Source organism: Shewanella amazonensis SB2B (genome assembly GCF_000015245.1).
GTDB classification, from domain to species: Bacteria; Pseudomonadota; Gammaproteobacteria; order Enterobacterales; family Shewanellaceae; genus Shewanella; species Shewanella amazonensis.
Genome location: NC_008700.1, coordinates 2,688,902 through 2,712,883, shown reverse-complemented (window position 1 = coordinate 2,712,883; position 23,982 = coordinate 2,688,902). Strand labels below are relative to the sequence as shown.

General features: G+C 51.2%; 23 protein-coding genes. 18 read left to right on the top strand and 5 right to left on the bottom strand.

The genetic code is table 11. The annotated features are described in order from the left end of the window. Positions 1 to 9 precede the first annotated feature (9 nt). The 13 genes from SAMA_RS11780 to SAMA_RS11720 all read left to right on the top strand — a co-directional run bounded on the left by SAMA_RS11780 (position 10) and on the right by SAMA_RS11720 (position 13,845). Positions 10 to 687, top strand: coding sequence for a PIG-L deacetylase family protein (locus tag SAMA_RS11780; RefSeq protein ID WP_011760361.1), 678 nt, complete (start codon positions 10 to 12; stop codon positions 685 to 687). Between the two features lie 6 nt (positions 688 to 693). Next, positions 694 to 1,260, top strand: a complete 567-nt coding sequence (locus tag SAMA_RS11775; protein WP_011760360.1) for a sugar transferase — start codon at positions 694 to 696, stop codon at positions 1,258 to 1,260. Between the two features lie 13 nt (positions 1,261 to 1,273). Continuing rightward, positions 1,274 to 2,107, top strand: coding sequence for a formyltransferase family protein (locus SAMA_RS11770; protein WP_011760359.1), 834 nt, complete (start codon positions 1,274 to 1,276; stop codon positions 2,105 to 2,107). Positions 2,108 to 2,116: 9 nt separating this feature from the next. Then, positions 2,117 to 2,695, top strand: coding sequence for a PglD-related sugar-binding protein (locus tag SAMA_RS11765; RefSeq protein WP_011760358.1), 579 nt, complete (start codon positions 2,117 to 2,119; stop codon positions 2,693 to 2,695). Positions 2,696 to 2,746: 51 nt separating this feature from the next. Further along, positions 2,747 to 4,681 carry a polysaccharide biosynthesis protein gene (locus SAMA_RS11760; protein WP_011760357.1) on the top strand — a complete coding sequence of 645 codons (1,935 nt, stop codon included), beginning with the start codon at positions 2,747 to 2,749 and terminating at the stop codon, positions 4,679 to 4,681. A gap of 110 nt (positions 4,682 to 4,791) precedes the next feature. Beyond that, positions 4,792 to 6,150: a phosphoglucosamine mutase gene (gene glmM / locus SAMA_RS11755; protein WP_011760356.1), complete on the top strand. Its 1,359-nt coding sequence runs from the start codon at positions 4,792 to 4,794 to the stop codon at positions 6,148 to 6,150. Positions 6,151 to 6,664: 514 nt separating this feature from the next. Next, entirely contained in the window at positions 6,665 to 7,798 is a 1,134-nt protein-coding gene (locus SAMA_RS11750) for a dTDP-glucose 4,6-dehydratase (RefSeq protein ID WP_011760355.1), read from the top strand. Between the two features lie 53 nt (positions 7,799 to 7,851). After that, entirely contained in the window at positions 7,852 to 8,217 is a 366-nt protein-coding gene (locus SAMA_RS11745; RefSeq protein WP_011760354.1) for a four helix bundle protein, read from the top strand. 4 nt (positions 8,218 to 8,221) lie between these two features. Next, positions 8,222 to 9,139: a glucose-1-phosphate thymidylyltransferase RfbA gene (gene rfbA / locus SAMA_RS11740; protein ID WP_011760353.1), complete on the top strand. Its 918-nt coding sequence runs from the start codon at positions 8,222 to 8,224 to the stop codon at positions 9,137 to 9,139. Between the two features lie 470 nt (positions 9,140 to 9,609). Then, positions 9,610 to 10,515 carry a dTDP-4-dehydrorhamnose reductase gene (rfbD, locus tag SAMA_RS11735; protein ID WP_011760352.1) on the top strand — a complete coding sequence of 302 codons (906 nt, stop codon included), beginning with the start codon at positions 9,610 to 9,612 and terminating at the stop codon, positions 10,513 to 10,515. Positions 10,516 to 10,804: 289 nt separating this feature from the next. Beyond that, positions 10,805 to 11,335, top strand: a complete 531-nt coding sequence (gene rfbC, locus SAMA_RS11730; protein ID WP_011760350.1) for a dTDP-4-dehydrorhamnose 3,5-epimerase — start codon at positions 10,805 to 10,807, stop codon at positions 11,333 to 11,335. Between the two features lie 106 nt (positions 11,336 to 11,441). Then, positions 11,442 to 12,800 (top strand): UDP-glucose dehydrogenase family protein, encoded by a 1,359-nt coding sequence (locus SAMA_RS11725; RefSeq protein WP_011760349.1) that lies wholly within the window; start codon positions 11,442 to 11,444, stop codon positions 12,798 to 12,800. Between the two features lie 40 nt (positions 12,801 to 12,840). Continuing rightward, on the top strand, positions 12,841 to 13,845 hold the full coding sequence (locus SAMA_RS11720; RefSeq protein ID WP_011760348.1) for an NAD-dependent epimerase: 1,005 nt from the start codon (positions 12,841 to 12,843) through the stop codon (positions 13,843 to 13,845). A 97-nt stretch (positions 13,846 to 13,942) separates the two neighbouring features. Here SAMA_RS11720 and SAMA_RS11715 read toward each other — a convergent pair whose 3' ends face one another. Further along, the gene (locus SAMA_RS11715; protein ID WP_011760347.1) at positions 13,943 to 14,551 is read right to left on the bottom strand and encodes a copper resistance protein NlpE; all 609 of its coding nucleotides are present in this window, start codon (positions 14,549 to 14,551) and stop codon (positions 13,943 to 13,945) included. Positions 14,552 to 14,687: 136 nt separating this feature from the next. Between SAMA_RS11715 and SAMA_RS11710 the strand changes: the two genes are divergently transcribed. The 5 genes from SAMA_RS11710 to SAMA_RS11690 all read left to right on the top strand — a co-directional run bounded on the left by SAMA_RS11710 (position 14,688) and on the right by SAMA_RS11690 (position 18,966). Then, positions 14,688 to 15,443 (top strand): phosphatase, encoded by a 756-nt coding sequence (locus tag SAMA_RS11710; protein WP_011760346.1) that lies wholly within the window; start codon positions 14,688 to 14,690, stop codon positions 15,441 to 15,443. Positions 15,444 to 15,681: 238 nt separating this feature from the next. Then, complete coding sequence (gene cysQ / locus SAMA_RS11705) at positions 15,682 to 16,473, top strand: 3'(2'),5'-bisphosphate nucleotidase CysQ (protein ID WP_041409837.1); 792 nt, start codon at positions 15,682 to 15,684, stop codon at positions 16,471 to 16,473. Between the two features lie 27 nt (positions 16,474 to 16,500). Beyond that, on the top strand, positions 16,501 to 17,400 hold the full coding sequence (gene mak, locus SAMA_RS11700; RefSeq protein ID WP_011760344.1) for a fructokinase: 900 nt from the start codon (positions 16,501 to 16,503) through the stop codon (positions 17,398 to 17,400). A 139-nt stretch (positions 17,401 to 17,539) separates the two neighbouring features. Continuing rightward, complete coding sequence (locus tag SAMA_RS11695; RefSeq protein WP_011760343.1) at positions 17,540 to 18,277, top strand: YdcF family protein; 738 nt, start codon at positions 17,540 to 17,542, stop codon at positions 18,275 to 18,277. Further along, the gene (locus tag SAMA_RS11690; RefSeq protein ID WP_011760342.1) at positions 18,274 to 18,966 is read left to right on the top strand and encodes a DUF2982 domain-containing protein; all 693 of its coding nucleotides are present in this window, start codon (positions 18,274 to 18,276) and stop codon (positions 18,964 to 18,966) included. The genes SAMA_RS11695 and SAMA_RS11690 overlap by 4 nt, the downstream gene beginning before the upstream one ends. Before the next feature lie 124 nt (positions 18,967 to 19,090). Here the strand turns inward: SAMA_RS11690 and SAMA_RS11685 are convergent, their stop codons facing one another. The 4 genes from SAMA_RS11685 to napF form a co-directional block, all read right to left on the bottom strand. Further along, entirely contained in the window at positions 19,091 to 21,358 is a 2,268-nt protein-coding gene (locus SAMA_RS11685) for an OmcA/MtrC family decaheme c-type cytochrome (RefSeq protein ID WP_011760341.1), read from the bottom strand. Positions 21,359 to 21,513: 155 nt separating this feature from the next. Then, a complete protein-coding gene (locus SAMA_RS11680) occupies positions 21,514 to 22,494 on the bottom strand; it encodes a LysR family transcriptional regulator (RefSeq protein ID WP_198134279.1) in 981 nt (326 codons plus the stop codon). A gap of 211 nt (positions 22,495 to 22,705) precedes the next feature. Continuing rightward, a complete protein-coding gene (locus SAMA_RS11675; protein ID WP_011760339.1) occupies positions 22,706 to 23,122 on the bottom strand; it encodes a bactofilin family protein in 417 nt (138 codons plus the stop codon). A 357-nt stretch (positions 23,123 to 23,479) separates the two neighbouring features. Further along, positions 23,480 to 23,977, bottom strand: a complete 498-nt coding sequence (gene napF, locus SAMA_RS11670) for a ferredoxin-type protein NapF (RefSeq protein ID WP_011760338.1) — start codon at positions 23,975 to 23,977, stop codon at positions 23,480 to 23,482. Positions 23,978 to 23,982: the final 5 nt, after the last annotated feature.

Genomic DNA, 23,982 nt, shown 5'->3' with positions numbered 1-23,982 from the left:
GGTCTTGCTATGTTAAATATTGTTGTAGTTGCTCACCCGGATGACGAAATTTTGGGATTTGGTGCCACAGGTGCAAAGTTGGCTGCCAAAGGTGAAGTTGTCCAGCCTATTATTTTATGCGGCAGCGTCGATGCACGCACTTTGCGACCGACCGACGAAGAGCTTCATTCTGATATGCTAAAGGCTAATTCTTTGGTTGGTTTTTCTAAACCTGTTTTAGGCGATTTCCCGAATATTAGCATGAACACTGTGCCTCATGTTGAACTTGTGCAGTTTATTGAAGAGCAGATAAAGAAATTTCGGCCAAACAGAATTTTTACTCATCATCCAAATGATTTAAATAACGACCATACACAGGTGTCTAATGCATGTTTGGCCGCGTCTAGGTTGTTTCAACGTAGAAACGACTTACCAGCTCTTGAGGCCTTGTATTTTATGGAGATTTTGTCATCAACTGATTGGGCTTTTCCCGCCGTTGGTGATGGATTTAAACCTACAACTTTCGTTGAGATTACTTGTGAGCTTGAGAAGAAGCTAGCAGCCTTGCATCACTATAGAAATGTAATGCGTCCGTTTCCACACCCACGTAGTGATGAAGTAGTAACAGGCTTGGCTGCTTATCGAGGAGGACAGGCTGGTCTTAAATATGCTGAGGCATTTCAGCTTGTATTTAAACAAGGAGTGTGATTTTAAATGTACTCAAAGATAATTAAGCGTATTTTCGATTTATTTATTGTTTTGTTTGCAACAGTTTTTTTGTTTCCTTTACTGATTGCTGTTTGCTTTTTAATTAAGGTCTTTGATCCCGGTCCAATTATTTTCAAGCAAAAACGCATTGGTCGGAATGCGAAAGAATTCGATTTTTATAAATTTAGAAGCATGCCGGTTAACACAGGGGACATTCCGTCCGATAAATTGGGCTCAATAGACATTACTTGGGTTGGTAGGCTTATTAGAAGGACTAATCTTGATGAATTACCACAGTTATTTAATGTCTTGAAAGGTGATATGAGTATTGTTGGTCCACGTCCACCAATTGTATCTCAGCGGCAATTGGTAGAGCTTAGAAAGCAGAATGGCGCAATAGCGTGTAGACCAGGTTTGACTGGATTAGCTCAAGTTAGCGCGTTTGACGGGATGACAGTTGAGCAGAAAGCTGCTTTTGATGCTGAATATGCTAGAAAGGTCTCGTTTTTAACTGATGTTAAAATAATCCTTCGTACATTCACTTATTTGCTTAAGCCGCCACCTGTTTATTAACTAAGGTTTATTTATGATTAAAGTTGGTTTTGTAACTTGTGTACAACTCGGCTACTCCTGTATGGAGGCTATATATGAGGTTGGTGGTAAATTGGATTTGGCTATATCGTTGTTAGATAATCAAGCTAAATCAAAGTCTGGTAGGATATATTTGGACTCCTTTTGTAACTCAAAGGGTATACCTTTGCTAAAGGCATCCCATGTAAATAATCCCGAGGTGATTCAATCAATCAAAGATGCCCAATTGGACTGGCTTTTTATCATTGGCTGGTCTCAAATTGCCTCTCAGGAGGTTCTAGAAGCGCCAAAGCGGGGCGTTCTCGGTATGCACCCAACGCTACTACCCACTGGCCGTGGCCGCGCAGCTATTCCTTGGGCCATTCTTAAAGGTTTATCTAAGACGGGTGTTACCTTATTTAAATTGGATTCCGGAGTAGACACCGGTCCAGTGGTTGATCAAATTGAAATTGCCCTAGACAATCAAGTTGATGCTAACATTTTATATCAGGAAGTTGATGCTGCTCATATTAGTTTGATCAAGAAGGTAATTCCTTCATTGATGGCAGACGATTTAGTATTAAAAGAGCAAGACGAGTCGTTAGCTACTGAATGGCCAGGGCGTAAACCCGAAGATGGCTTAATTGATTTAACAGGTTCAGTTTTTGATGCACATAGGATGGTAAGAGCTCTTACGCGGCCGTATCCAGGTGCATTCTATTTCGTTGATGGTATAAAGGTGGTCGTTTGGAAGGCAGTTATATCTAAATCTCGTCTTTCAGATAGAACCATTAATTTCTATGATGGACAATTACAGATTTTGGAATATGAGTTAATTAACGTCAAGTGAGGTCGTGCTGTGGCTGGATCATCTTTGCTTATTATTGGCGCTGGTAGTTTCGGTAGAACGGTTTATGAGGCCGCAATGATGTCTGGTGATTGGCAGATTATTGATTTTTTAGACGATAGCTACCCTTCACATACGGGGCCTGTTCAGTTTAAAGTGATTGGAAAAACTGACAGTTTTGCCAGTTTCTCTTCGCAATACGATGGTGTTGTAGTTGCTATCGGTAATAATCGTATCAGGAAAGACAAAATTGAGAGCGTACTACTTAGCGGGGCTAACTTGGTTAACATTTTCCACCCCAAAGCATTTGTTAGTCCGTTGGCGAAAGTCGGTCGAGGTGCATTGGTAATGGCTGGTGCTGTTGTAGGTGCATTCGCAACAATAGGAGTTGGGTGCATACTAAATCCTAATGCTGTTGCAGACCATGATACTGCAATGGGTGACTATAGCCATCTTGGCGTTGGAGCAGTAATGGCTGGTACATCCCTATTAGGGGTCGGAGCTTGGGTACTCCCTGGAGCAGCCTTGAGTTACGGAGAATCAGTCGCTGATTGGGTAACCCTTGCACCACCGACATGCTTAACCCTGTAAAGGCACTGGGCTTGGTTGATTCGCTCTTTTTGTTCAAAGGGAGGTAGAAAAATGGACTTTTTCCAATTTTTATTTTCGCTTAAGCGGCCACACAAACGTATGGTTAGCGTGGCGGTTGACTCAGTGTTTTTGGTCTTGTCCTTCTGGTTTGCGTTGTTCGTGAGGCTGGACTCTGTTGAGGTAGTGCTTAACAGTCAATTTTGGCTGCTTATTGCACTGGTTTGCCCAGTGAGTATTGCGGCGTTTGTCAAGCTGGGTCTCTATCGTGCAGTGCTCAGGTATCTCGGTACTCAGGCAATGACAGCCATAGTGCTTGGTGTGATTGTTAGCACGCTTGCCATGGTGAGTTTTGCTTACTTTTTGTCGGTAGACTTGCCGCGAACGGTTCCATTTATCTTTGCTTCCTTTGCGTTGGTATTCGTAGGCGGGGCCAGAGCGCTGATGCGGTCACTGGTGGGGAATGGCATTAACCGTCGAGGTGAGCCTGTCATCATTTATGGTGCTGGTGTAAGTGGAAGGCAAACCGCGTTGGCGCTTGCACAAAGTCATGAATACCATCCTTTCGCGTTTGTCGATGACGATGAAACCTTGCATGGCACTGTGATCCAGGGGCTACATGTGCATTCCCCTTCAATCATAAAAAAACTGATTAAGCAGCAAAAAGCGTCAAGAGTGCTTTTGGCCATGCCAAGTGCGAGCCGGGCACGTCGTCAACAAATTTTGCAGACTCTTGAACCTTTATCGGTAAAGGTAATGACCTTGCCCGCCATGGCTGATTTAGTCAGTGGTAATAAGCTGTTCAGTGACGTAAAAGAAGTAGAGATTGAAGACTTACTTGGCAGGGATGCGGTAGCGCCAAGAAAGGATTTAATGGCGGCTAACATTACCGGTAAAGTCGTGATGGTGACAGGTGCGGGTGGTTCCATCGGCTCTGAACTGTGCAGGCAGATATTACGACTGGCGCCACGCAAGCTGGTGTTGTTTGAGTTGTCCGAGTTTGGTCTTTACTCCATCGAACGGGAACTTCAGGCGATTAGAGCAGAGCTCGGTCTCGACGTTGAACTATTCCCTATGATGGGCTCAGTACAACGCCAAAATCGTGTTCAGGCCGTCATGGAAGCGTTTAAAGTACAAACTGTTTATCATGCAGCGGCTTATAAGCATGTTCCCCTGGTTGAGCACAATGTGGTAGAAGGGGTTCGCAATAATGTATTTGGCACCCTTTATACGGCTCAAGCGGCAATAGCGACCGGTGTTGAGACTTTTGTTCTCATTTCAACGGATAAAGCGGTGCGCCCCACGAATGTGATGGGTACCACCAAACGAATGGCCGAGCTGGTGCTTCAAGCGCTTTCGAAACTGAATTCCGGTACGCGTTTTTGTATGGTGCGTTTTGGTAACGTACTTGGCTCGAGTGGTTCTGTGGTGCCTTTGTTCCGTAAACAAATTGCTAACGGTGGCCCCGTTACGGTCACTCATCCTGAAATTACCCGATTTTTTATGACAATTCCTGAAGCATCACAGCTGGTTATTCAGGCCGGGGCTATGGGTATAGGTGGCGACGTTTTTGTACTCGATATGGGGCAATCCGTTAAAATTGTCGACCTTGCCCGTAAGATGATTCGGCTGTCAGGCTTCGAAGTGAAAGATGAGCATAATCCAGATGGGGATATCGAAATCCAGTTTAGTGGTCTTCGTCCCGGGGAGAAGCTGTACGAAGAATTGCTTATCGGCGATAACGTTGAAGGCACTGGGCACGAGCGGATTATGACAGCCCATGAAGTGTTCTTAACGTGGGAAGAGCTCAAGCCAGTACTCGACAAACTGGATATGGCTTGTCACGCGTTTGATCATGAATCCATTCGCGAGCTGATGCTGAAGGCGCCCACAGGTTTTAATCCAACAGATGGGATCTGTGATCTTGTATGGTTAAACCGGCGCCATGTCGAAGACAGATCAAACGTTGTGGCGTTGAAAGGCCAGTAAGTGGCAGTCAGGCATCAATAAATTGTTCATTGAATGCGCTTGTATTTAACATTGTGTAGTTGTTCAAGGCCAGGGTTATGCCTGGCCTTCTGTTTTTGGAGATGTGTTGTATGTCACGGAAGTACTTTGGCACCGATGGTGTACGTGGAAAGGTGGGAGAGTTTCCGATAACTCCTGATTTTGCGATGAAACTGGGCTGGGCTGCGGGTACTGTGATGGCAGCATCAGGTACCAAAGAAGTGATTATCGGCAAGGATACCCGCCTCAGTGGTTATATGCTCGAATCTGCCATGGAAGCTGGCTTTTGTGCGGCCGGTGTCAATGTGGCCTTAACCGGCCCACTGCCAACCCCTGCGATTGCCTATCTTACCTCTACCTTCAGGGCCGATGCCGGTGTGGTTATCAGTGCTTCACATAACCCTTATTACGATAATGGTATTAAGTTTTTTTCTAATACAGGTACCAAGCTTACCGATGAGCAAGAACTCGAAATCGAGCGACTGCTGGTTTCAGCTATCGAAGGTGGTGCCATGACGTGTGTTGCTTCCGACAAGCTGGGTAAGGTTCGACGCATTAACGATGCCGCAGGGCGTTATATTGAATTTTGTAAAGGCACTTTCCCAAACAGCCTTTCTTTAACTGGCCTTAAAATTGTGGTCGACAGTGCCCATGGCGCGGCCTATCACATTGCCAAGAATGTGTATCGTGAGTTGGGGGCTGAAGTCATCAGCATCAACGATAAGCCCGATGGGATTAACATTAACGAGCATTGTGGTGCTACCCACATGGATAGCCTGCAAACAGCCGTAATGATCCACGAAGCGGATTTGGGTATTGCGCTGGATGGCGATGCCGACCGGTTAATGATGGTCGACAGTAAAGGTCAGGTCATTGACGGCGATGCGTTATTGTATTTGCTGGCTAAATCCGCCCAGCAGCGAGGTGAGCAGGTTTCCGGGGTTATTGGCACCCTGATGTCAAACCTTGGGTTTGAACAGGCTCTTGCCAATCTTGGTATCCCTTTCAAGCGTGCCAAAGTGGGTGATAGATACGTTGTTGAGCTGCTTAAAGAAACGGGATGGCGCCTCGGCGGTGAGAACTCCGGCCATCTGCTGATGCTTGATTTCACCACAACTGGGGATGCTATAGTCGCTTCGCTGCAGGTGCTGAGGGCGTTGCTGGAATCTGGTGCAGGCCTTGCTGATGCCATTACTGAGCTAAATATGTTTCCTCAGGTGCTGATTAATGTGCGTCTCAATGGCAATGCAGCCGTTGGCTTGTCGCATCCGTCGGTATCCGATGCGGTTGCAACGGCCGAATCGGCTCTTGGCAACGATGGGCGCGTATTGCTGCGTAAATCAGGTACTGAGCCCCTCATCCGTGTAATGGTTGAAGCCAAAGACGCCGTAAAGGCCAATCAATATGCTGAGCTGATTGCGGATGCAGTAAGGGCCGTATTTCCAGCATAAGCCCTGGACCTATTTGCCACACTTAAAGCCAGCAGGGTAAACTTGCTGGCTTTTTTGTATTTTGGCTGGGCAAAGTTATTAGCTGGGCTTAAGGGCGCAGCGTAAACGCTTCTGCTAGAACGCTCGCGAGGCGAGCTTACAGAACGGCCTTCGGCCTACAGAACGCCGCAAGCGGCTACAGAGCGCTGGCGGTGCCAGCTTCTAGGACGCCACTTCTTGTCTCTAGGACGCAGCAAAAATCGCTGCTGCTAGGGCGCCCGCAAAACGGGCTTCTAGAACGGCCTTTGGCCTACGGAACGCCGCAAGCGGCTACAGAGCGCCCGCGAAGGGGGCTTCTGGAAGCGAAACGTTCGGTAGTGAGCCTGCGAATGTTCGGTTTTCTGTAAGCGAAGCGTTCCGTTTTCCTGGAACCTAGAACCTAGATCCTGGCAGTCGCGCAGCGACGCTCTAGAAGCCCAAGCGCTTTGCTTTTTCTGGCAGGGCTTTAGCCCGCTCTGCTTTATTGAGGTTGTCCATGAAGATTCTTGTTACAGGTGGCTGCGGCTTTATCGGTTCGGCGGTAATCAGACATTTAATCAGTCACACTGAACACAGCGTGGTGAATGTCGACAAGCTAACTTATGCGGCAAATCTGTTATCTGTCGCTGAGGCAGCAGAAAGCGCCAGATACGCGCTTGAGCGTGTCGACATCTGTGACAGGCAGGCACTTGGGGCGGTTTTTGCTCGCCATCAGCCCGATGTGGTGATGCATCTAGCTGCGGAAACCCATGTCGATCGCTCTATAACAGGTGCGGATGCCTTTATCCAAACCAACATAGTGGGCACTTACACCTTGTTGGAAGTTGCCCGTGAATATTGGCGGCAGCTCGACGACATGCGTAAAAACGCATTTCGATTTCATCATGTTTCGACCGACGAAGTATTTGGGGATCTGGCTGACCAGGTTAATGCTGAATGTTTGGTTGAGAATGCTGAATTGAACACTGATGGTGCAAGTTCACCATTGAGCATTCATGATTCAACGTTAAAAACAGCCGCGCCATTTACCGAAAGCAGTGCTTATGCGCCGTCATCACCTTATTCCGCCTCCAAGGCCTCAAGCGATCATCTGGTTAGGGCATGGCACCGGACTTATGGTTTGCCAATCGTTGTCAGCAACTGCTCCAATAACTATGGGCCATTTCAATACCCGGAAAAACTCATTCCGCTGACTATTCAAAATGCACTGGCGGGAAAGGCGTTACCCGTGTATGGCCAAGGAAACCAAAGCCGCGATTGGCTTTATGTGGAGGACCACGCACGGGCACTGCTGGCCGTAATGACCCGTGGGCGGGTAGGCGAGACATATAACATCGGCGGCAATAGCGAGCGTCAAAATCTCGAGGTGGTTAAAAGCATTTGTGCGATCCTCGATGAGTTGGCTCCGTTGCATGAACGCACACAGGAGCTCAATCCTCATCATGCATCCCCCAATACTCTACATTACGAGAGTCTCATCACTTTCGTGGCCGACAGACCCGGCCATGATGTGCGCTACGCCATTGATGCCAGCAAAATTACCGAGCAGCTTGGCTGGAAACCGCAGGAGACCTTTGAATCCGGTCTGCGTAAAACGGTTGAGTGGTATGTTCTGAATGGTGAATGGTGAATGGTGAATGGTGAATGGTGAATGGTTAATTGTGAACTTATGGAGTAACGCTGATGCCTGGTAACGCCGTGCTTTATAAGTCGTTTCAATTTGCTGTTAGGATAGTGAAGCTCAGCCAGCACTTAGTGAAAAATAAAAAAGAATTCGTGCTCTCAAAGCAGTTACTCAGATCGGGGACTTCGATTGGGGCCAATGTGAATGAAGCCCAATCCGCTCAAAGCCATGCTGATTTTATTGCGAAAATGGCGATAGCGAGCAAGGAAGCCAGAGAGACTCACTATTGGCTATTGCTGTTGTGTGAAACAGATTACCTGAATAGCAATGATTCCCATGTTCTGTCGCTGTTGGAACAAAGTGAAGAGCTAATCAAGCTCATTGTTGCTATCGTAAAATCTGCTCAGCAGAATCAAACTAAGTAAAGTCATGTCACTTAACATTCAGCATTCAGCATTTAACACTCAAAAGACCAAAGGCATTATCCTGGCGGGCGGTACCGGTAGCAGGCTTTATCCTATTACCCGCGGCGTATCCAAGCAGTTGTTGCCCGTGTACGACAAACCCATGGTGTACTATCCACTGTCGGTGCTTATGCTTGCCGGCATTCGCGACATCCTGCTGATATCCACGGCAAGTGACCTTGCAGGTTTCCAATCTTTGCTCGGTGATGGCAGTGGCCTTGGCATTCGCATCAGTTATGCAGTTCAATCCAAACCCGAAGGGATAGCCCAGGCGTTTTTAATCGGTGAAGACTTTATCGGTAATGACAAGGTTGCCCTCATCCTGGGTGACAATATTTTCTACGGCCAAAGCTTTTCCCGGCAGCTGCAGCAGGCCGCGGATTGCTCCCTTGGCGCTACGGTTTTTGCCTACCATGTCACGAACCCCGAGCGATTTGGCGTGGTGGAGTTTGATAACACAGGCCGTGCTGTCAGCATTGAAGAAAAGCCTCGCGAGCCCAAGTCCCATTACGCTGTCACCGGCTTGTATTTTTACGATAACCAGGTCATTGAGTTTGCAAAAAGCCTTAGGCCCTCGGCACGCGGAGAGCTTGAAATTACCGACATCAATAATGCCTATCTCGCAGCCAACCAGTTGCAGGTCAGTGTGCTTGGTCGCGGCTTTGCCTGGTTGGACACGGGGACCCACGATGCTCTAATGGAAGCCGGGCATTTTGTGCAAACCATAGAGAAGCGTCAGGGGCTGAAAATTGCCTGCTTGGAGGAAATTGCATACCGCAACGGTTGGATATCGACAGAGACCTTGTTGCAGCACGCAAAGGCGCTTAGTCAGAGTGGGTATGGGGATTATTTACGGCAGCTGGTCTGGGACGCTTCGCTTTAGGGCGGAGGCGAAGCCAGCTTCTAGAAAGCCACTTTGTGGCGACAGAAGGGCCTTCGGCCTACAGAACGCTGCTTCGCAGCTACAGAGCGCCCGAGTAGCGGGCTTCTAGGACGACACTTCGTGTCTCTAGGACGCAGCAAAAATCGCTGCTGCTAGAACGCTCGCGAGGCGAGCTACGGAACGCTGCTTCGTGGCTACAGCAAGGCCTTCGGCCTACCGAACGCTGCTTCGCAGCTACAGAGCGCCCGCAAAGCGGGCTTCTAGAATCTAGAAGCGAAGCGCTCTGCTTTTTCTGCTTTCTAGTAGCGCAGCGTTCGGTAGTGAGCCTGCGAATGTTCGGTTTTCTGTAAGCGAAGCGTTCCGTTTTCCTGGAACTTGGAATCTAGAATCTAGAAGCGAAGCGAAGCGCTCTGTTTTTTCTGGCAGAGCTTTAGCCCGCTCTGTTTTCTTACAATCAAGGTGATGGTGTGATGAGAGTGTTGTTGCTGGGCTCCAGCGGCCAGGTCGGCAGAGCGTTGCTGGCCTTCAAGCCTGCAGGTTACAAGTTACTGGTCCCAGGCAGAAGCGAAGTGGATTATTTGCAACCTGAATCCATCACTGATTATGTGTTATTTCATAAGCCGCAATTGGTCATCAACTGCGCGGCGTATACTGCTGTGGATAAGGCTGAAGCAGAGACAGCACTGTGTACGCGAATCAATAGCGGGGCTTGCGAGCATCTCGCCAAGGCAGCAGCAGCGGCTGACGCCGTCCTGCTACATCTCTCTACCGATTATGTGTTTGATGGTCTCCTCGACCGTCCATACAACGAAGAAGACTCGCCAGCCCCTTTGTCTGTGTATGGACATTCCAAGTGGTTGGGAGAGCAAACCATAGTCGCCAACTGTGCCAAGCATCTTATCGTCAGAACATCCTGGATTTTTGATGCTGACAGTAACAACTTCGTCAATACCATGCTGCGTTTGGCGGCATCCAGGTCAGAGCTACGGGTTGTGGCAGACCAAGTTGGGGGACCGACGCCCGCATCTGAACTGGCCCGGGCGATTTGGCAACTTGCCAGGCAATCGGTGGAGAGAAATGGCCCTTGGGGCGTCTATCACTTTTCCGGCCAACCCTTTGTCAGTTGGTACGAGTTTGCCAGGAGCATTTTGACTGAGGCATACAGGCTTTGCGTCATCCACCAACTACCAACAATAACATCTATCAGCGCCAGTGAGTTCGGCTCCCCTGCGCAGAGGCCTGCAAACTCGAGGCTTGATGGCAGTAAAATCAAAGCATTATATGGGGTTGCTGCCGCAGACTGGCAGAGTGAGTTAGTTAACATTCTGAAAGCCAAGGCCAGGGCCGTGACCTCAGTTACAAACCCTGGTTGTTAGAGGCTGTTGACACTTCGAGATTAAATTTTGTTCGCTCTGGCGAGCCTGTGCTCACGAAACGAGGAATGATGTGTAGTTATTCTACTCAAGTGACGAGTGACAAAGAGCAAGGCTTGCCAGGCGAACCCTTCGGGCAGCATTTGGCTGATGTTTCTGCTACGTTAGCGTCCGTTTATGTAGAGTCACTACACAGCACGGACTTTGCCTTGCAAAAACACCAGCCAAATTACTGCAAAAATAACCGTGAAACGTCAACAGCCCCTATCTTTTTACATTGCAGGAGCCACTTATGCAGGTGTTAACCACTGCAATCAATGAAGTAAAACTTATTATCCCCAGTGTATTTGAGGATGAACGGGGATACTTTTTCGAAAGCTGGCAGCAGCAGCGATTTGCCGAGCTGGTCGCGCCGGTCACCTTTGTGCAGGACAATCAATCCTTGTCCAAAAGGGGCACCTTAAGGGGGTTGCACTGGCAGGAAGCGCATCCGCAGGACAAGCTTATTTCAGTGCTGTCGGGCACTATATTTGATGTGGCCGTCGATATTCGTCCCGAATCGCCCACCTATGGCAAATGGGTGGGGGAAACGCTCTCTGCAGAAAATCACAGGCAACTCTTTATCCCCAAAGGTTTTGCCCACGGTTTTTATGTGCTGTCAGAAAGTGCCATCGTCAGTTACAAATGCAGCGACTTTTATCATCCCGAGGACGAGCGCAGTATTCGGTGGGATGACCCATCCCTCGCAATTCAATGGCCTATTGAAGGGCTACCTTTACTTTCAGCCAAAGACGCCATGGCGCCGCTTTTTACACCTCGTTAGTTTGTCGCTGTGCAATACCCGCTGCGCATTTTTTATGCGTTCTGTCATATGCTTGCGACAAAACGTATGGCATGCTTAAACATAATGTGGAGAAACGGGGACACCGATGAAAGTCACAGTGTTTGGTGTAGGTTACGTTGGTTTGGTACAGGGCGCAGTGCTTGCGGAAGTGGGACACGATGTCTTGTGTATAGACATAGACGCCGCTAAGATTGAGCGCCTCGATAAAGGTCAGATCCCGATTTATGAGCCAGGTCTCGAAGCCCTGGTAAAGGAACAAACTGCCCATAAACGTTTGTCATTTTCTACGGATCCCATTGCCGGCGTTGCCCATGGTGAGGTGCTTTTTATCGCCGTGGGGACGCCCCCTGATGAAGACGGCAGCGCTGACCTGGCCCACGTGCTGGCGGTGGCAAGAGACATTGGGCTGCACATGTTTGACCCCAAAATTGTGGTCAATAAAAGCACTGTGCCCGTGGGCACGGCCGATAAGGTGAGGGACACCATAGCGGCTGAATTGGCCTCACGGGATTTGAATATCTGTGTTGATGTGGTGTCTAACCCTGAGTTTCTCAAAGAAGGGGCTGCCCTTGATGACTGCCGCCGCCCTGATCGCATTATTGTTGGTAGCGATTCGCAGGACGCCCAGGACGTGATGCGGGAGCTTTACGCGCCCTTTAACCGCAATCACGACCGCATGATCTTTATGGATGTGCGCAGCGCCGAACTGACCAAGTATGCGGCCAACTGCATGCTGGCCACCAAAATTTCTTTCATGAATGAGATGGCGAATATCGCCGAACACCTTGGCGCCGATATTGAAATGGTGCGTAAGGGGATTGGCTCCGATCCGCGCATCGGTTATCAGTTTATCTACCCCGGCTGTGGTTATGGGGGCTCCTGTTTCCCGAAAGACGTTAAAGCTCTGGTGAAAACCTCTGAAAAAATTGGTGTTGACGCTCGGGTGCTCAAGTCAGTGGAAGCGGTTAATCTCAAGCAAAAGCAGCGCTTACCTGAGCTGGTGAAACAACACTTTGGCGATGATTTGTCCGGGCTGGTGTTTGCGCTCTGGGGCCTGTCGTTTAAACCCCAAACCGATGATATGCGTGAGGCGCCAAGCCGGGTGGTCATCGAAGCGATTATCGCTGCAGGCGGCACAGTGCAGGCATTTGACCCCGAGGCCATGGCCGAAGCACAGCGCATTTACGGTGTGCGCGACGAGCTTAAGCTGCTTGGTACCAAGGAAGCGGCGCTAAGTGGCGCCGATGGTCTTATCGTGTGCACCGAGTGGTCGAGTTTCAGGGCGCCGGACTTTAATGAAATCAAGCGCCTTTTGAAGCAGCCGGTGATTTTTGATGGCCGAAACCTGTACGACCCGGCAAGGCTTGAGGCCAAAGGCATTGCCTATTACGGTATTGGCCGTGGTCGCTCGGTAAAGCATCCTGATGTGCGCAAGGTACTCTGATGACTTATGGCAGTGTAAGGAGAATTAAGTGAGCCAATCCATGAAAATATTGGTCACAGGCGCCGCCGGATTTATTGGCGCTGCCGCATGCAAAAGGCTGCTTTCGCAGGGACATCAGGTTCATGGCATCGATAATCTTAACGATTACTACGATGTCTCTTTGAAGCAGGCGAGGTTGGCTGCTCTCGCATCTCATCCCCACTTTCAATTTCAGCGAATGGAGCTTGCCGACCGCGGGGCGATTGCAACGCTTTTTTCGACCATAAAGCCCGATTGGGTGCTGCATCTTGGTGCTCAGGCGGGGGTTCGTTACTCCATCGACAATCCCCATGCTTATGCCGATGCCAATTTGGTGGGGCATCTCAATATTCTTGAAGGGTGTCGCCAAACCGGCGTAAAGCATCTGGTGTATGCGTCCTCAAGCTCAGTGTACGGGCTTAACAAAAAGCTGCCCTTCGCCACCAGTGACTCGGTAGATCACCCCGTTTCCCTCTATGCGGCCACTAAAAAGGCCAATGAGTTGATGTCACACAGTTATGCCCACCTTTATGGCGTGCCCTGCACGGGGCTGCGGTTTTTTACCGTTTATGGACCTTGGGGCCGACCGGATATGGCGCCCATGTTGTTTGCCAGGGCGATTATGGCAGGTGAGCCCATCAAGGTGTTTAATCAAGGCGATATGAGCCGCGACTTTACCTTTATCGACGATATCATTGAGGGCGTAATAGGCGTGCTGCCGCTGCCGCCAAGCACATCGTCTCAGTGGTCGGTAGAAAGTGGCTCCAGCAGTGAAAGCTCAGCGCCTTACCGGGTACTGAATATCGGCCACGGCAGCCCGGTATCTCTGATGCACTTTATCGAAACCCTCGAAAATGCCCTTGGCCGTAAGGCCATCAAGCAGTTTTTACCGATGCAGGACGGCGATGTAAAAGCCACCTGGGCGGATACAGAAGATTTGTTTGCCATCACGGGCGTGCGCCCCAAGGTGGGGATAGAGCAGGGGGTAAAAGCCTTTGCCGACTGGTATCTAAACTACTATCACTGATAACGCCGCAAGCGGGCTGCCAAGACGCTTTTCGGTCGACACTTAGTGTATCTGGGGCGCAGAGTAAACACTGCTTCTAGAATCTAGAATCTAGAATCTAGAATCTAGGCAGCAAAGCGCTCTGCTTTTTCAGCAGGCGATAGTGCCCTGCCAGAACGCCTGTTATGCGCTTTCCTTCCCTGTCCAGCATAAACAGTTGATTCTCTCCTACCTGATACCAGGCGCCGTTTTCAAGCTGGATGGCACCACCGCTGGCATTCCAGCTGAACTTGCCTTGCTCCTCAAAAACCTTGGGTTCTTTACCATCCTGTTCTTTGCCCAGATATTGGCTTTGCAGCAGGTAAGTTCCATCGTTATTCAATGTCAGTCGGGTTTTGATACCTTCACAACTGGCGCAGGGAACCACGCCTTCATAGCTGCCTTGCCAATCAAGCGAAGTACGGCTGCTGTCTCCAATGGGCAGGGATCCGCCGATTACGCTTTCCTGAGGTTGTGCCGCCCCAGCAGTGTGACCTGTTGATTGCGAAAGCGCCTCTGGAACTGGGGCTTCTACCTGAGTGCAGGCCAACAGCGGCAGTGTCGTGAGTAAGCTGAAAAAATAGCGGGAGAATTTCATGGCTGTACCCTGATTAACAAAGTGGAGATCACCCAGCATACGCGATACGCAGGATGGGGTGAAGTCGCTATGTTTTCCGATGCTAAACATGCAAGTATGCCCTCACAGAGGCCCGGTACCTGAGCTTGAGAGCCGTGATGAGCAGACAATAAAAGATGGGCACTCATCTCGAAACTGAGCTGTGACAACTGCTAGAGTGTTATCCAAAGCCATGAAGGAGAATCCCATGCAGTTTCCGGTCGATACTCACAGCCACACAGTGGCGTCCACCCATGCCTACAGTACCATCCATGATTATCTGGCGGTGGCGAAGGAAAAGGGCATTCGCCTGTTTGCCACCACGGACCATGGTCCGGCGATGAAAGATGCACCGCATTTCTGGCATTTTGTGAATTTACGTGTGCTGCCCAGAATATGGAATGGGGTGGGGATTCTGCGGGGTATTGAAGCCAACATCATGAATGAAAAAGGCGAAATTGATTATTTCGGCGAGTATCTGTCGGAGCTTGATCTGGTGCAGGCCGGATTTCATGAGCCTGTGTTTGCCCCCGCCGACAGGCTTACCCACACCCGCGCCATGATAGCCACCATGGAGTCGGGGCTGGTAGATATCATCACGCATCCGGGTAACCCGGCGTACCCCATTGATGTGGAGGCGGTGGTCGGTGCTGCCAAGGCATGCAATGTGGCGCTGGAAATCAACAACTCTTCTTTTACGGCTTCCCGTAAGGGCAGCGAAGAGAATTGTCTTGCCATAGCGCGAATGGCCACAAAATTGGACGCCCAATTGGTGATGGGATCTGATGCCCACGTTGCCTTTGATTTGGGGGGATTTGACCGCTCGCTGGCTATTGTGGATGCCGCCGATTATCCCCGCCAGCGGCTCCTTAATGAGAGCCCTATGGCGTTATTGCATTTTTTACAGCAACGGGGCCATCAACATCTTGACGAACTCATCCGCTATTTCAGGCCGGTGCTCTGAACTGGCCGCTTGATTGGGTTGCCAGACCTCGCAGCTGGATATGGCGGCTGGGCCACCCGTGTTCGCCCTGAATACGAATGCACAGCCTCAGGCAGGTCTTTTCTCAGAGCAGGTGCTGCCTTAGTATCTTTGGCACTGAATTTAACGAAATTGTTATTATTTCCTACCGGGTGCCAGTGGCATAATGGCGGTTTTTGCTTGGCCAGAACATCACGGACCACAGGTTGCAGGAGGATATATGACATTGGTGGCATTGGATAAAACGACACTGGATAAGCTGGGGCAGATAGCCCGTCAGGCTGGTGCGGCCATAATGGCAGTGTACGGGCAGGGTGACGTGGCCGTGACTCAGAAAAGCGACGACAGCCCGGTGACTGCCGCTGATTTGGCCAGCCATACCGTGATAATCGAGCAGCTCGCTGCGGCCTTTCCGTTTACACCGGTGCTGTCAGAAGAGGCCGTTATTGACTGGGAAACCCGCCGTCAGTGGCAGGAGTACTTCCTTATCGATCCCCTCGATGGCACCAAGGAGTTTATCAAGCGCAATGGTGAGTTTACCGTCAATATTGCGCTGGTGAGAGATGGCATTGCCGTAGCCGGTGTGGTGTTTGCCCCCGTCCTGGATACCTGTTATCTCGGAGCAGAGGGACTGGGCGCCTGGCTCGAGTGTCAGGGAAAGCAGCAACCATTGCAGGGTAGTGCGCAAAAACGCGACGTTCCCGTGGTTGTTGGCAGTCGCTCACATCAGTCTGCCGAGATGGCGGGTTATTTGGCCGACCTTGGCGACCATGAGCTTCTCAGTGTGGGCAGCTCGCTTAAATTTTGCATGCTTGCCGAAGGGCGGGCAGACCTGTACCCGCGTCTTGGGCCAACCAGCGAGTGGGACACGGCAGCTGCCCAGGCGGTGCTGGAGAGCGCCGGGGGCAGGGTGGTGGTGTATGGCGAGTCCAACCCGCTGGTTTACAACAAAAAAGAACAGCTTCTTAACCCTTGGTTTATGGCAACTGCCCCGGGGTGGAACACTCATTAACAGCCCAGGCTGAAATGGAGAAAGCAGATGATGCGAATGGGGGTGGATCTCGGTGGCACCAAGATTGAGCTGGTGGCCTTGGGAGAAGATGGCAGTGAGCTTTTCCGTAAGCGTATTGCGACGCCAAGAGAATATCAGGGCACTCTGAATGCCGTTGTGACCCTGGTGAACGAAGCCGAAGCCACGCTGGGGACTCAGGGTAGTCTCGGTATTGGCATTCCCGGCGTGATTTCTCCCTATACAGGGCTGGTGAAAAATGCCAACTCGACCTGGATTAATGGTCATCCTCTTGACCGTGACCTGGGTGCTCTACTCAACCGGGAAGTGCGGGTCGCCAACGACGCCAACTGTTTTGCGGTCTCTGAGGCCGTAGATGGTGCGGCTGCCGGAAAACGCGTGGTGTTTGGCGCCATTTTAGGTACGGGTTGCGGCGCCGGGCTTGCCTTCGATGGCCGGGTGCATGAAGGCGGCAACGGCATTGGCGGTGAGTGGGGCCATAACCCCTTGCCCTGGATGCGCCCGGATGAATTCAACACCACCGAATGCTTTTGCGGCAACAAAGATTGCATCGAGACCTTTGTCTCTGGCACTGGCTTTGTGCGTGATTTCAGGAACAGTGGTGGCACCGCTCAAAATGGCGCGGAAATCATGTCTTTGGTAGATGCTGGTGATGAGCTCGCCAATCTGGTATTTGACCGCTATCTGGACCGGTTGGCCCGCTCGCTTGCCCATGTGATCAATATGCTCGACCCCGATGCCATCGTCCTCGGCGGTGGTATGTCCAATGTGCAGGCTATCTATGCCCGGCTGCCTGCCATTTTGCCAAAGTATGTTGTGGGCCGTGAGTGCCGCACCCCTGTGGTACAGAACCTCTATGGCTGTTCTTCCGGCGTCCGCGGCGCCGCCTGGCTGTGGGAAAAGCGCTGATCCTGCTATCGTCGCGATTTTCCGATGACTCAGAAAACGCCTTGTCTGCTTTCATGCCGGCAAGGCGTTTTTTCAGCTGGCCACAACTTCTCTCCTTGGGTAAGCTCTTGCCTCATCGCGTTTAAGGCAAGATTTATCCATGTTTTTACTCAAAAAGCTCCTCTCACTGCTGGTGATGCCCATTCCTTTGCTGGTGTTGGTGTTGCTGCTGGTGCTTTTGATATGGCGACGACGCGCGCTGGCGCGTTCACTGCTGATGTTATCCATCGCCGCGCTGGTATTTTTGTCGTCCACCTTCGGCAGCAATTTGATAATCAGCCCACTTGAGCAGCGCTACAGCGCCAACCCAAGGCCCATTTTGGGTGACTGTGTAGTGTCGGTTCTGGGATCTGAGCATGATGATGCCATCTTCGGCAGCGCAGTACAGCAGTTGTCACCGGTGGCGCTGGCCCGTTTGACAGAAGGGCTTAAACAAATGTCACTCGGGCAGGATTGCACCCTCATCGTGAGTGGCTATCGCAGTGACTACAATCGTTTTGCCCATGCAGACGTGATGAAACAGGCCGCGATGGAGCTTGGTGTACCCGAGGCGCAGATAATTGCCTTGCCCCTTGCCAGGGACACGCTGGAAGAGGCTCGGCAGATAAAGGCGCTGGGGCTTCAGGGGGCATTAAGACTTGTCACCTCAGCTGCCCATATGCCACGGGCCATGGCCATGTTTGCCCACGAGGGAATCACTGCAGACGCGGCCCCCACCGATTTTACTGCGCGCCAATCCACCTGGTGGCGACTAAATGCCGACGCCCTGAACAGCGCACAAAAGGCTATCCATGAATATGTTGGCACTCTGTGGTTTGAGTTGAGGTACGGGGCATGACAGAGCAAAGAAATGGACATTTTTCCATCGTAGCGGCCACCAAGCGAAACGGCATCACCTTAACCGTAATAAGTGCACTGCTGCTGTGTGTTTCGCTGCTGATTTTTATCACCGCCAGACACTGGTTTGGCCCGGGCTTGGTGCTATTTACCCTGGGGGCCGTGGGCCTGGTGCTGGGGTATGCCAAGGTGTCACAACCTCCCGAGTCGCTCAAAGGCGACGCCGGAGGATTGGTGTTTTTTCATCGTAGAGGGCAATACCGGCTTGACTGGGAGAACATTCAGCGCATCGATGTCCCCCGCGTAAGCCAGGGATTGGATAGCCTGGACTTGCCTTTTATCGGCATTAAAGTTAAAAAAATCAATCCGGTGCTTGATAGTATCTCTCCCAGACTTGCCACCGGGCTTTTGTCCGAACAGCGTCCGTTATTGATGACGGCTGCGGCGCAGGACGACACACTCGAATCCCTTGAAACCCAGCTTGGCGCCGAATTTACCCCCCTGCTCACCCATGGCGAGCGGTATCGCGGCGTGCTGGCGATGTTTGGCCATCGCTGCCTGCTGCTGGATAAGCGGCTTGGCTATCACCTCTATATCCCCGCCGATGCCCTTGATGATGAACCTGTGGTTGTTGCCAGGCGACTGAGGGAGTTCAAGGCGCTGCAACTCAGCCTCAGTAATCAACCCTAGCAATCAACCCTAGCAATCAGCCATAGCACTAAGCCATAGCAATCAGGAATGAAAACGGGGGCCCGAAGGCCCCCGATGGGTTTGCAGAGAACTGGGCTTTGCAGGGCAGCCCAAAGGTACCCTCTTAGTGAGAGGCCTCTGCGTGCACCTTATCGATACCGTAAGCTTTACCCTCTGCGTGACAGGTGGCGCAGCTTTCTACCGGCAGGTTGCTGGTGGTTGCAGGTTCACCCTGAACGTAAGCACCATTGCTCTTGAAGTGGGCCAGTGCGGCGCCATCTGAGTGAGCGTGGCAAGTACGGCAGGCTTCGGCCACAGGGGTAATGTACTCTGTGGAGGTGACCTGAATTGAACGCTTACCTGAGGTTAAACCACCGTCGTTGGCGAAGAAGTTGGCATCGTCTTTGTGACATACGCTGCAGTCTGTCGCTGGGGCAGGGTAACCAACAGTTTCCATGTTTTTATCGAGGTAAATGCCACCACCGAATGTTCCAGAGTGGAAGCGGTGTGCCACTGTCATGAGGTCGCGGTTGCTGTAGGTTAACCCTTCAACAGTTGCCATGATTGGGTTACCATCGGCATCAACTTCGCCAGTGTTGTATTCAACATTGCCATGGTATGAACCAGGGTATCTGTTGTTGTGACAATCCATACACTGGGTAAACTCGCTCACACCGTGGCGTGGTGCCTTAATGTGAGTGAGGTTATTGTGACAGCTGTTACATTTGGCTTCGCTCACGGTGACGCGGTCCAAGTCGCTCATTCGTGCTTGCAGTGCTGCCGCGTCCGGATCATCCAGATTGTAGTATTTAACATGGGCGCTGGCAGATACTTCTGTGTAGTCGCCATTGGCACACATCACGGCTTTACCGCCCGCTCCGCATACCATCACTTCTGCAGTCACGTAGAGAGAGCCTGTCAGACGCGAAGACGGGAAGCTCTTGGTCGTTGTCAGGACACCACCTGTCATTGCTACGCCATTGACAGGCATACCCAATCCACGTATTGGATTGCCGTCTGTGTCAACATTACCAATTAGCAGACCGGTAGACAGACGTGGCATGTAAGGATCCAGCATAGTGCCATCGGCAGGTGTCGCACCATTGATAGTCACCTTAGTTTTTACAGTGAGTGCGCTGGTGCCGTCGCCGTTGTCAGTCACTGTCACACCTTGGAAATCAAGCACGACTTGTTCTTGCTCAATTGCCCTGTTGCCTACCTTGTGCGCAATCGCTGGGCTCAAGCTGCCACTGGCGTGACAGGATTTACACTGAGTATCGTCGGCTTGTGCCAAGTCGAAATCAGAGTGGCCTTCACCGGTTTCAAAGTTAACGTTAATGTGACAGCCAACGCACGCCTGACGGTACAGGTTATTGCTCCAGGAAGGACCGTTATTGTGGCAACTGGTACATTCACGCAGCTCGCCGGGGAAACCCAGTTCGCCAAAGTATTCCTTGGCTTCGCCTGAGAGGAAGTCACTGATATGGTGTCCGGCGTGGATACGGTGGATCATGGGGCCGAAATCAAACAGCCAACCTTCGGCGAGTTGATCTTCATCGGGCTGGTTGTCGGGGTTGTGGCAGGCGATACAGTTTTCCACACTTTGATAATTGTGGTGGGCGCCTATATTCGCAATACGGCCGTCCACGTTGCCGTGACAGCTGATACAGGCTGCGTCGGTCACAGTGTCTTTGCCTGTGGCTTCAACGATGGCACCTGTGGCTGGCACGTAGTCCAGTCGGTCAGAGAGCACCTTGTCAGAGAGCGCAGTACCACCGCTGTCCTTCACGTTATATGCGCGCAGGAACAAGCGGTGAGTGGCATTGAGGTCATCATTGGGGTTCATGATGGGCGCTGCGCCTTCATGGGTCCAGGTACCTGTGTATGTGCCGGGCTCGTCGGCATCTTCCACCAGAATACACGCATTACCTGTTTGTCCACGGGAGCTGTAGGTGCCAGTAAGAGTACAGTACATGGAAGAGCCCAGGTCCTGCACCATGGCATTGTTCACCCATTCCAGTGGCGCGCCGCTGCCAGAGCTGTTGGCCGCCAGGGTCATTGAATAGAGCGAGACCATATCCAGTCCGGAGAAGGGGACTGAACTGCCTTGAGCGTTCTTGCCCATGGCTTTGAATTTAATCGCAAAGTCACCTGAACCAGCCACGTTGATGTCGGCTGGGAGTATTTCGAAAGTCACATCGGCGGCTTTATCTGCACTGGTTACGAACGAGCCGGCTGGGGTACCTGGTTTACCAGGTTCGCCTGGGGTACCGGGAGTGCCCGGTGTACCAGGTGCGCCGTCCTGACCATCTTTACCGTCGCCGCATGCGGTAAGGGTCAGAGCACTGAGGAGTGCTATCGTCAGCAGTGATCTGTTGTAGTTTTTCATCATCGCGTCCCTTTATAGCCTTTAAGACTGCTATTGCAGTATTTCCACTATAGGACGATGAATATATATATAAAGTGGTAGTTGTGAGTCTGTTTCAAATGTGTGAAACAGGCTTTTAAACTCTTATTTGTGAATTTCGATTTGGGCAATTGGTAATTTTAGATGCTGAAATTTACCGGATGATCCTCGGTTACCAATCCCAATGTGAGCGAGATAATGTGCAGCAATTTTTCCCTGTCGTCTGGGCTGTATCGGCGGTGATGGGCAGGCTTTTCGATAAGGTAGAGGCCGGGCACGGCAGAACCACTGTGCAGACGGGAAATTTCCTTTGCAGGCAGATGTTTGATTTCAACACCGGGCAAGGCATTCAGTAATCCCCATTCCAGCGGCGAGGCAAATGCCAGGCTGTGTTGGCACAAAAGATGGCCAAACCATTCTTCTTTATCCGTCACCCTCAGCACCGTGGGTGGAATAAGGCCTTCCCTGTGGCAAAACAGCTCCAGCGGGTCAACTTTATCGTTGAATCCGGGGTAGTTCATGCACAAAAACGGATATTCGCAGATGTGCTCAAGACAAATATCGGTATATTGCCAAATAGGGTGATTGGCCGCGCCGACCAGGCAAAGACCGGGGGCGTCGCAAAGGCGTTCGTAACTGAGTTCGGTATGTGGTTCAGGTGCCAATGCCAGGCCCAAATCCAGCTCGCCGGCATGTATCCTGTCGGCCGTATTTTCCTGCCAATGATGTAACACCACGGAAGGGCAGAGCCCTTCTCTGCGGTTGAATTCCAACGCCAGGGTCGTCAGTATCCCGGAACTGACGGCCAGGTCGAATACCTGACACTCTTGTCTGTGGAATGCCTGATGGTCTTTAAGCTGCATGCCAAGGAGGTTAATACTGTCGGTCAGCTCGCGAATGGCAGGATAGATCTGCTCTGCCAGCGGAGTTGGTCTGAACCCCTGCTGACGGCGATAGAAGAGCTCATCGGCAAAGATAAGCCGTAAGCTGGCGAGTGCCCGGCTGACTTTGGGGGCAGACACATCCAACTGTCTGGCAGCGATGTTGGCGTGCCCGGTCTCGAAGATGGCGCGAAAGAGCAGCAGTGAAAAAATATCGAGCTCTGCCAGTTGTTTATCCAAAGGCTTGTTCATCGAGAGCAAAAAAGAGGGTGATTAATGTAACTACACTAGCAAAGCCTGCCGACTGTGGCTTTGATAAATGTCATGTTTTTAACAATCACTTAACCTCGCGCTCGTGGGGAGCAAAAAAACGCGGCCAGGCCGCGTTTTGGTGAAGGCAAGATTTTAAGAAGCAAGTTTCAGCACCTTCCTTGATAAGGCTGGATGCCAATCAAGCGGGTTCCTGGCGCAGCAGTACCTGAGAGTCTTTCTGATGGTCGGCTTTTTTGGCTTCCAGCAGCTCGCCGCTGACACTTTCGCGGGTCCTGAACCCTATAAACTGGCCACCCTCGAAGATTTCCATGCGGTCACATTTAACTTCACCTTCAACGGTTCCGCCACCGGCAATGATGAGCTTTTCACAGAAGAGTTTACCTTTGAATTGCCCGGACACTTTCAGCTCGGTGCATTTCAGCACGCCATCAATGACTCCGCCCGGTTCAATGGTTATCTTGTTTAGCGCTTCAACGTTGCCCAGAAGTTCACCACCAATGAGGGCATCGCCTTCGAAACGGGTTTCGCCACTGAGGCGGGTGCCAGGCGATATGAAAGTGAGGCCTGCGCTGGATTTGGTATTTTTTCCAAACATAGTTCTGGAGGTAATTCCGAAGTATGAGAAATTTGTTTGATGGATGTTACTCCCGATTTGCGCCAGTGCAAACCACTAATATTTGGCGCTAATGTCAGAAATTTGGCTCAGTTCTCAGTTTGCAGGGGGTACATCGGCGCGATGTTTGGAGATGGTGAGTCTCTGCGCCGAAGCGCTATGGGCGGGAGCAGGGGAGCGGGGAATAGTGGATTAAGGGATTAAGGGATTAAGGGATTAAGGGAATAGAGAATCCAACCAGATACATCGACGTGTCCCGGTTATGATCACCCTTTCCCCAATTTTTACCAAGGCGTTACCTCAGAAAGGTTAATCGCCGTGACCTGATTTTGGCGGGGATTACTGAGGCGTGGTCTGGGGTTTTATCATCACAATGGCATCGGCCGGGCAGGGGGCCACACAGGCGCCGCAGCCGGTGCAAGCATCCAGCAATAATTCCGGCGTGGGCGCACGGCCCAGAGTCGGGGTGAAGCGGATGGCACTGACATCGCAGGCATCTTTGCAGCTTTGGCACCAAATGCCCCGGTGAGCGAGGCACGACTCCTGGATACTCGCCTCCAGAGTCCAAGGTGGGGACTTATCGAGGGAAAAGATGGGCTCGGGACAGACCTTGGCGCATTCCCCGCAGAAAGTGCACTCGGCGTTGTCGAAGCGAACTTCGGGGAATCCTGCCTCTCCCTTGACGATGATTTTTGTCTCGCACACCGTTATGCAGTCACCGCAGCGGCTGCACAGGTCAGTAAACTCCACATCATCGCGCACAAAGGGTGGCCGCAGGGCGTTGTCCTTGCGGCGACTGAAGAGTCGGCGGCGACTTAAATTAATGTTCTCTTTCATAGGCA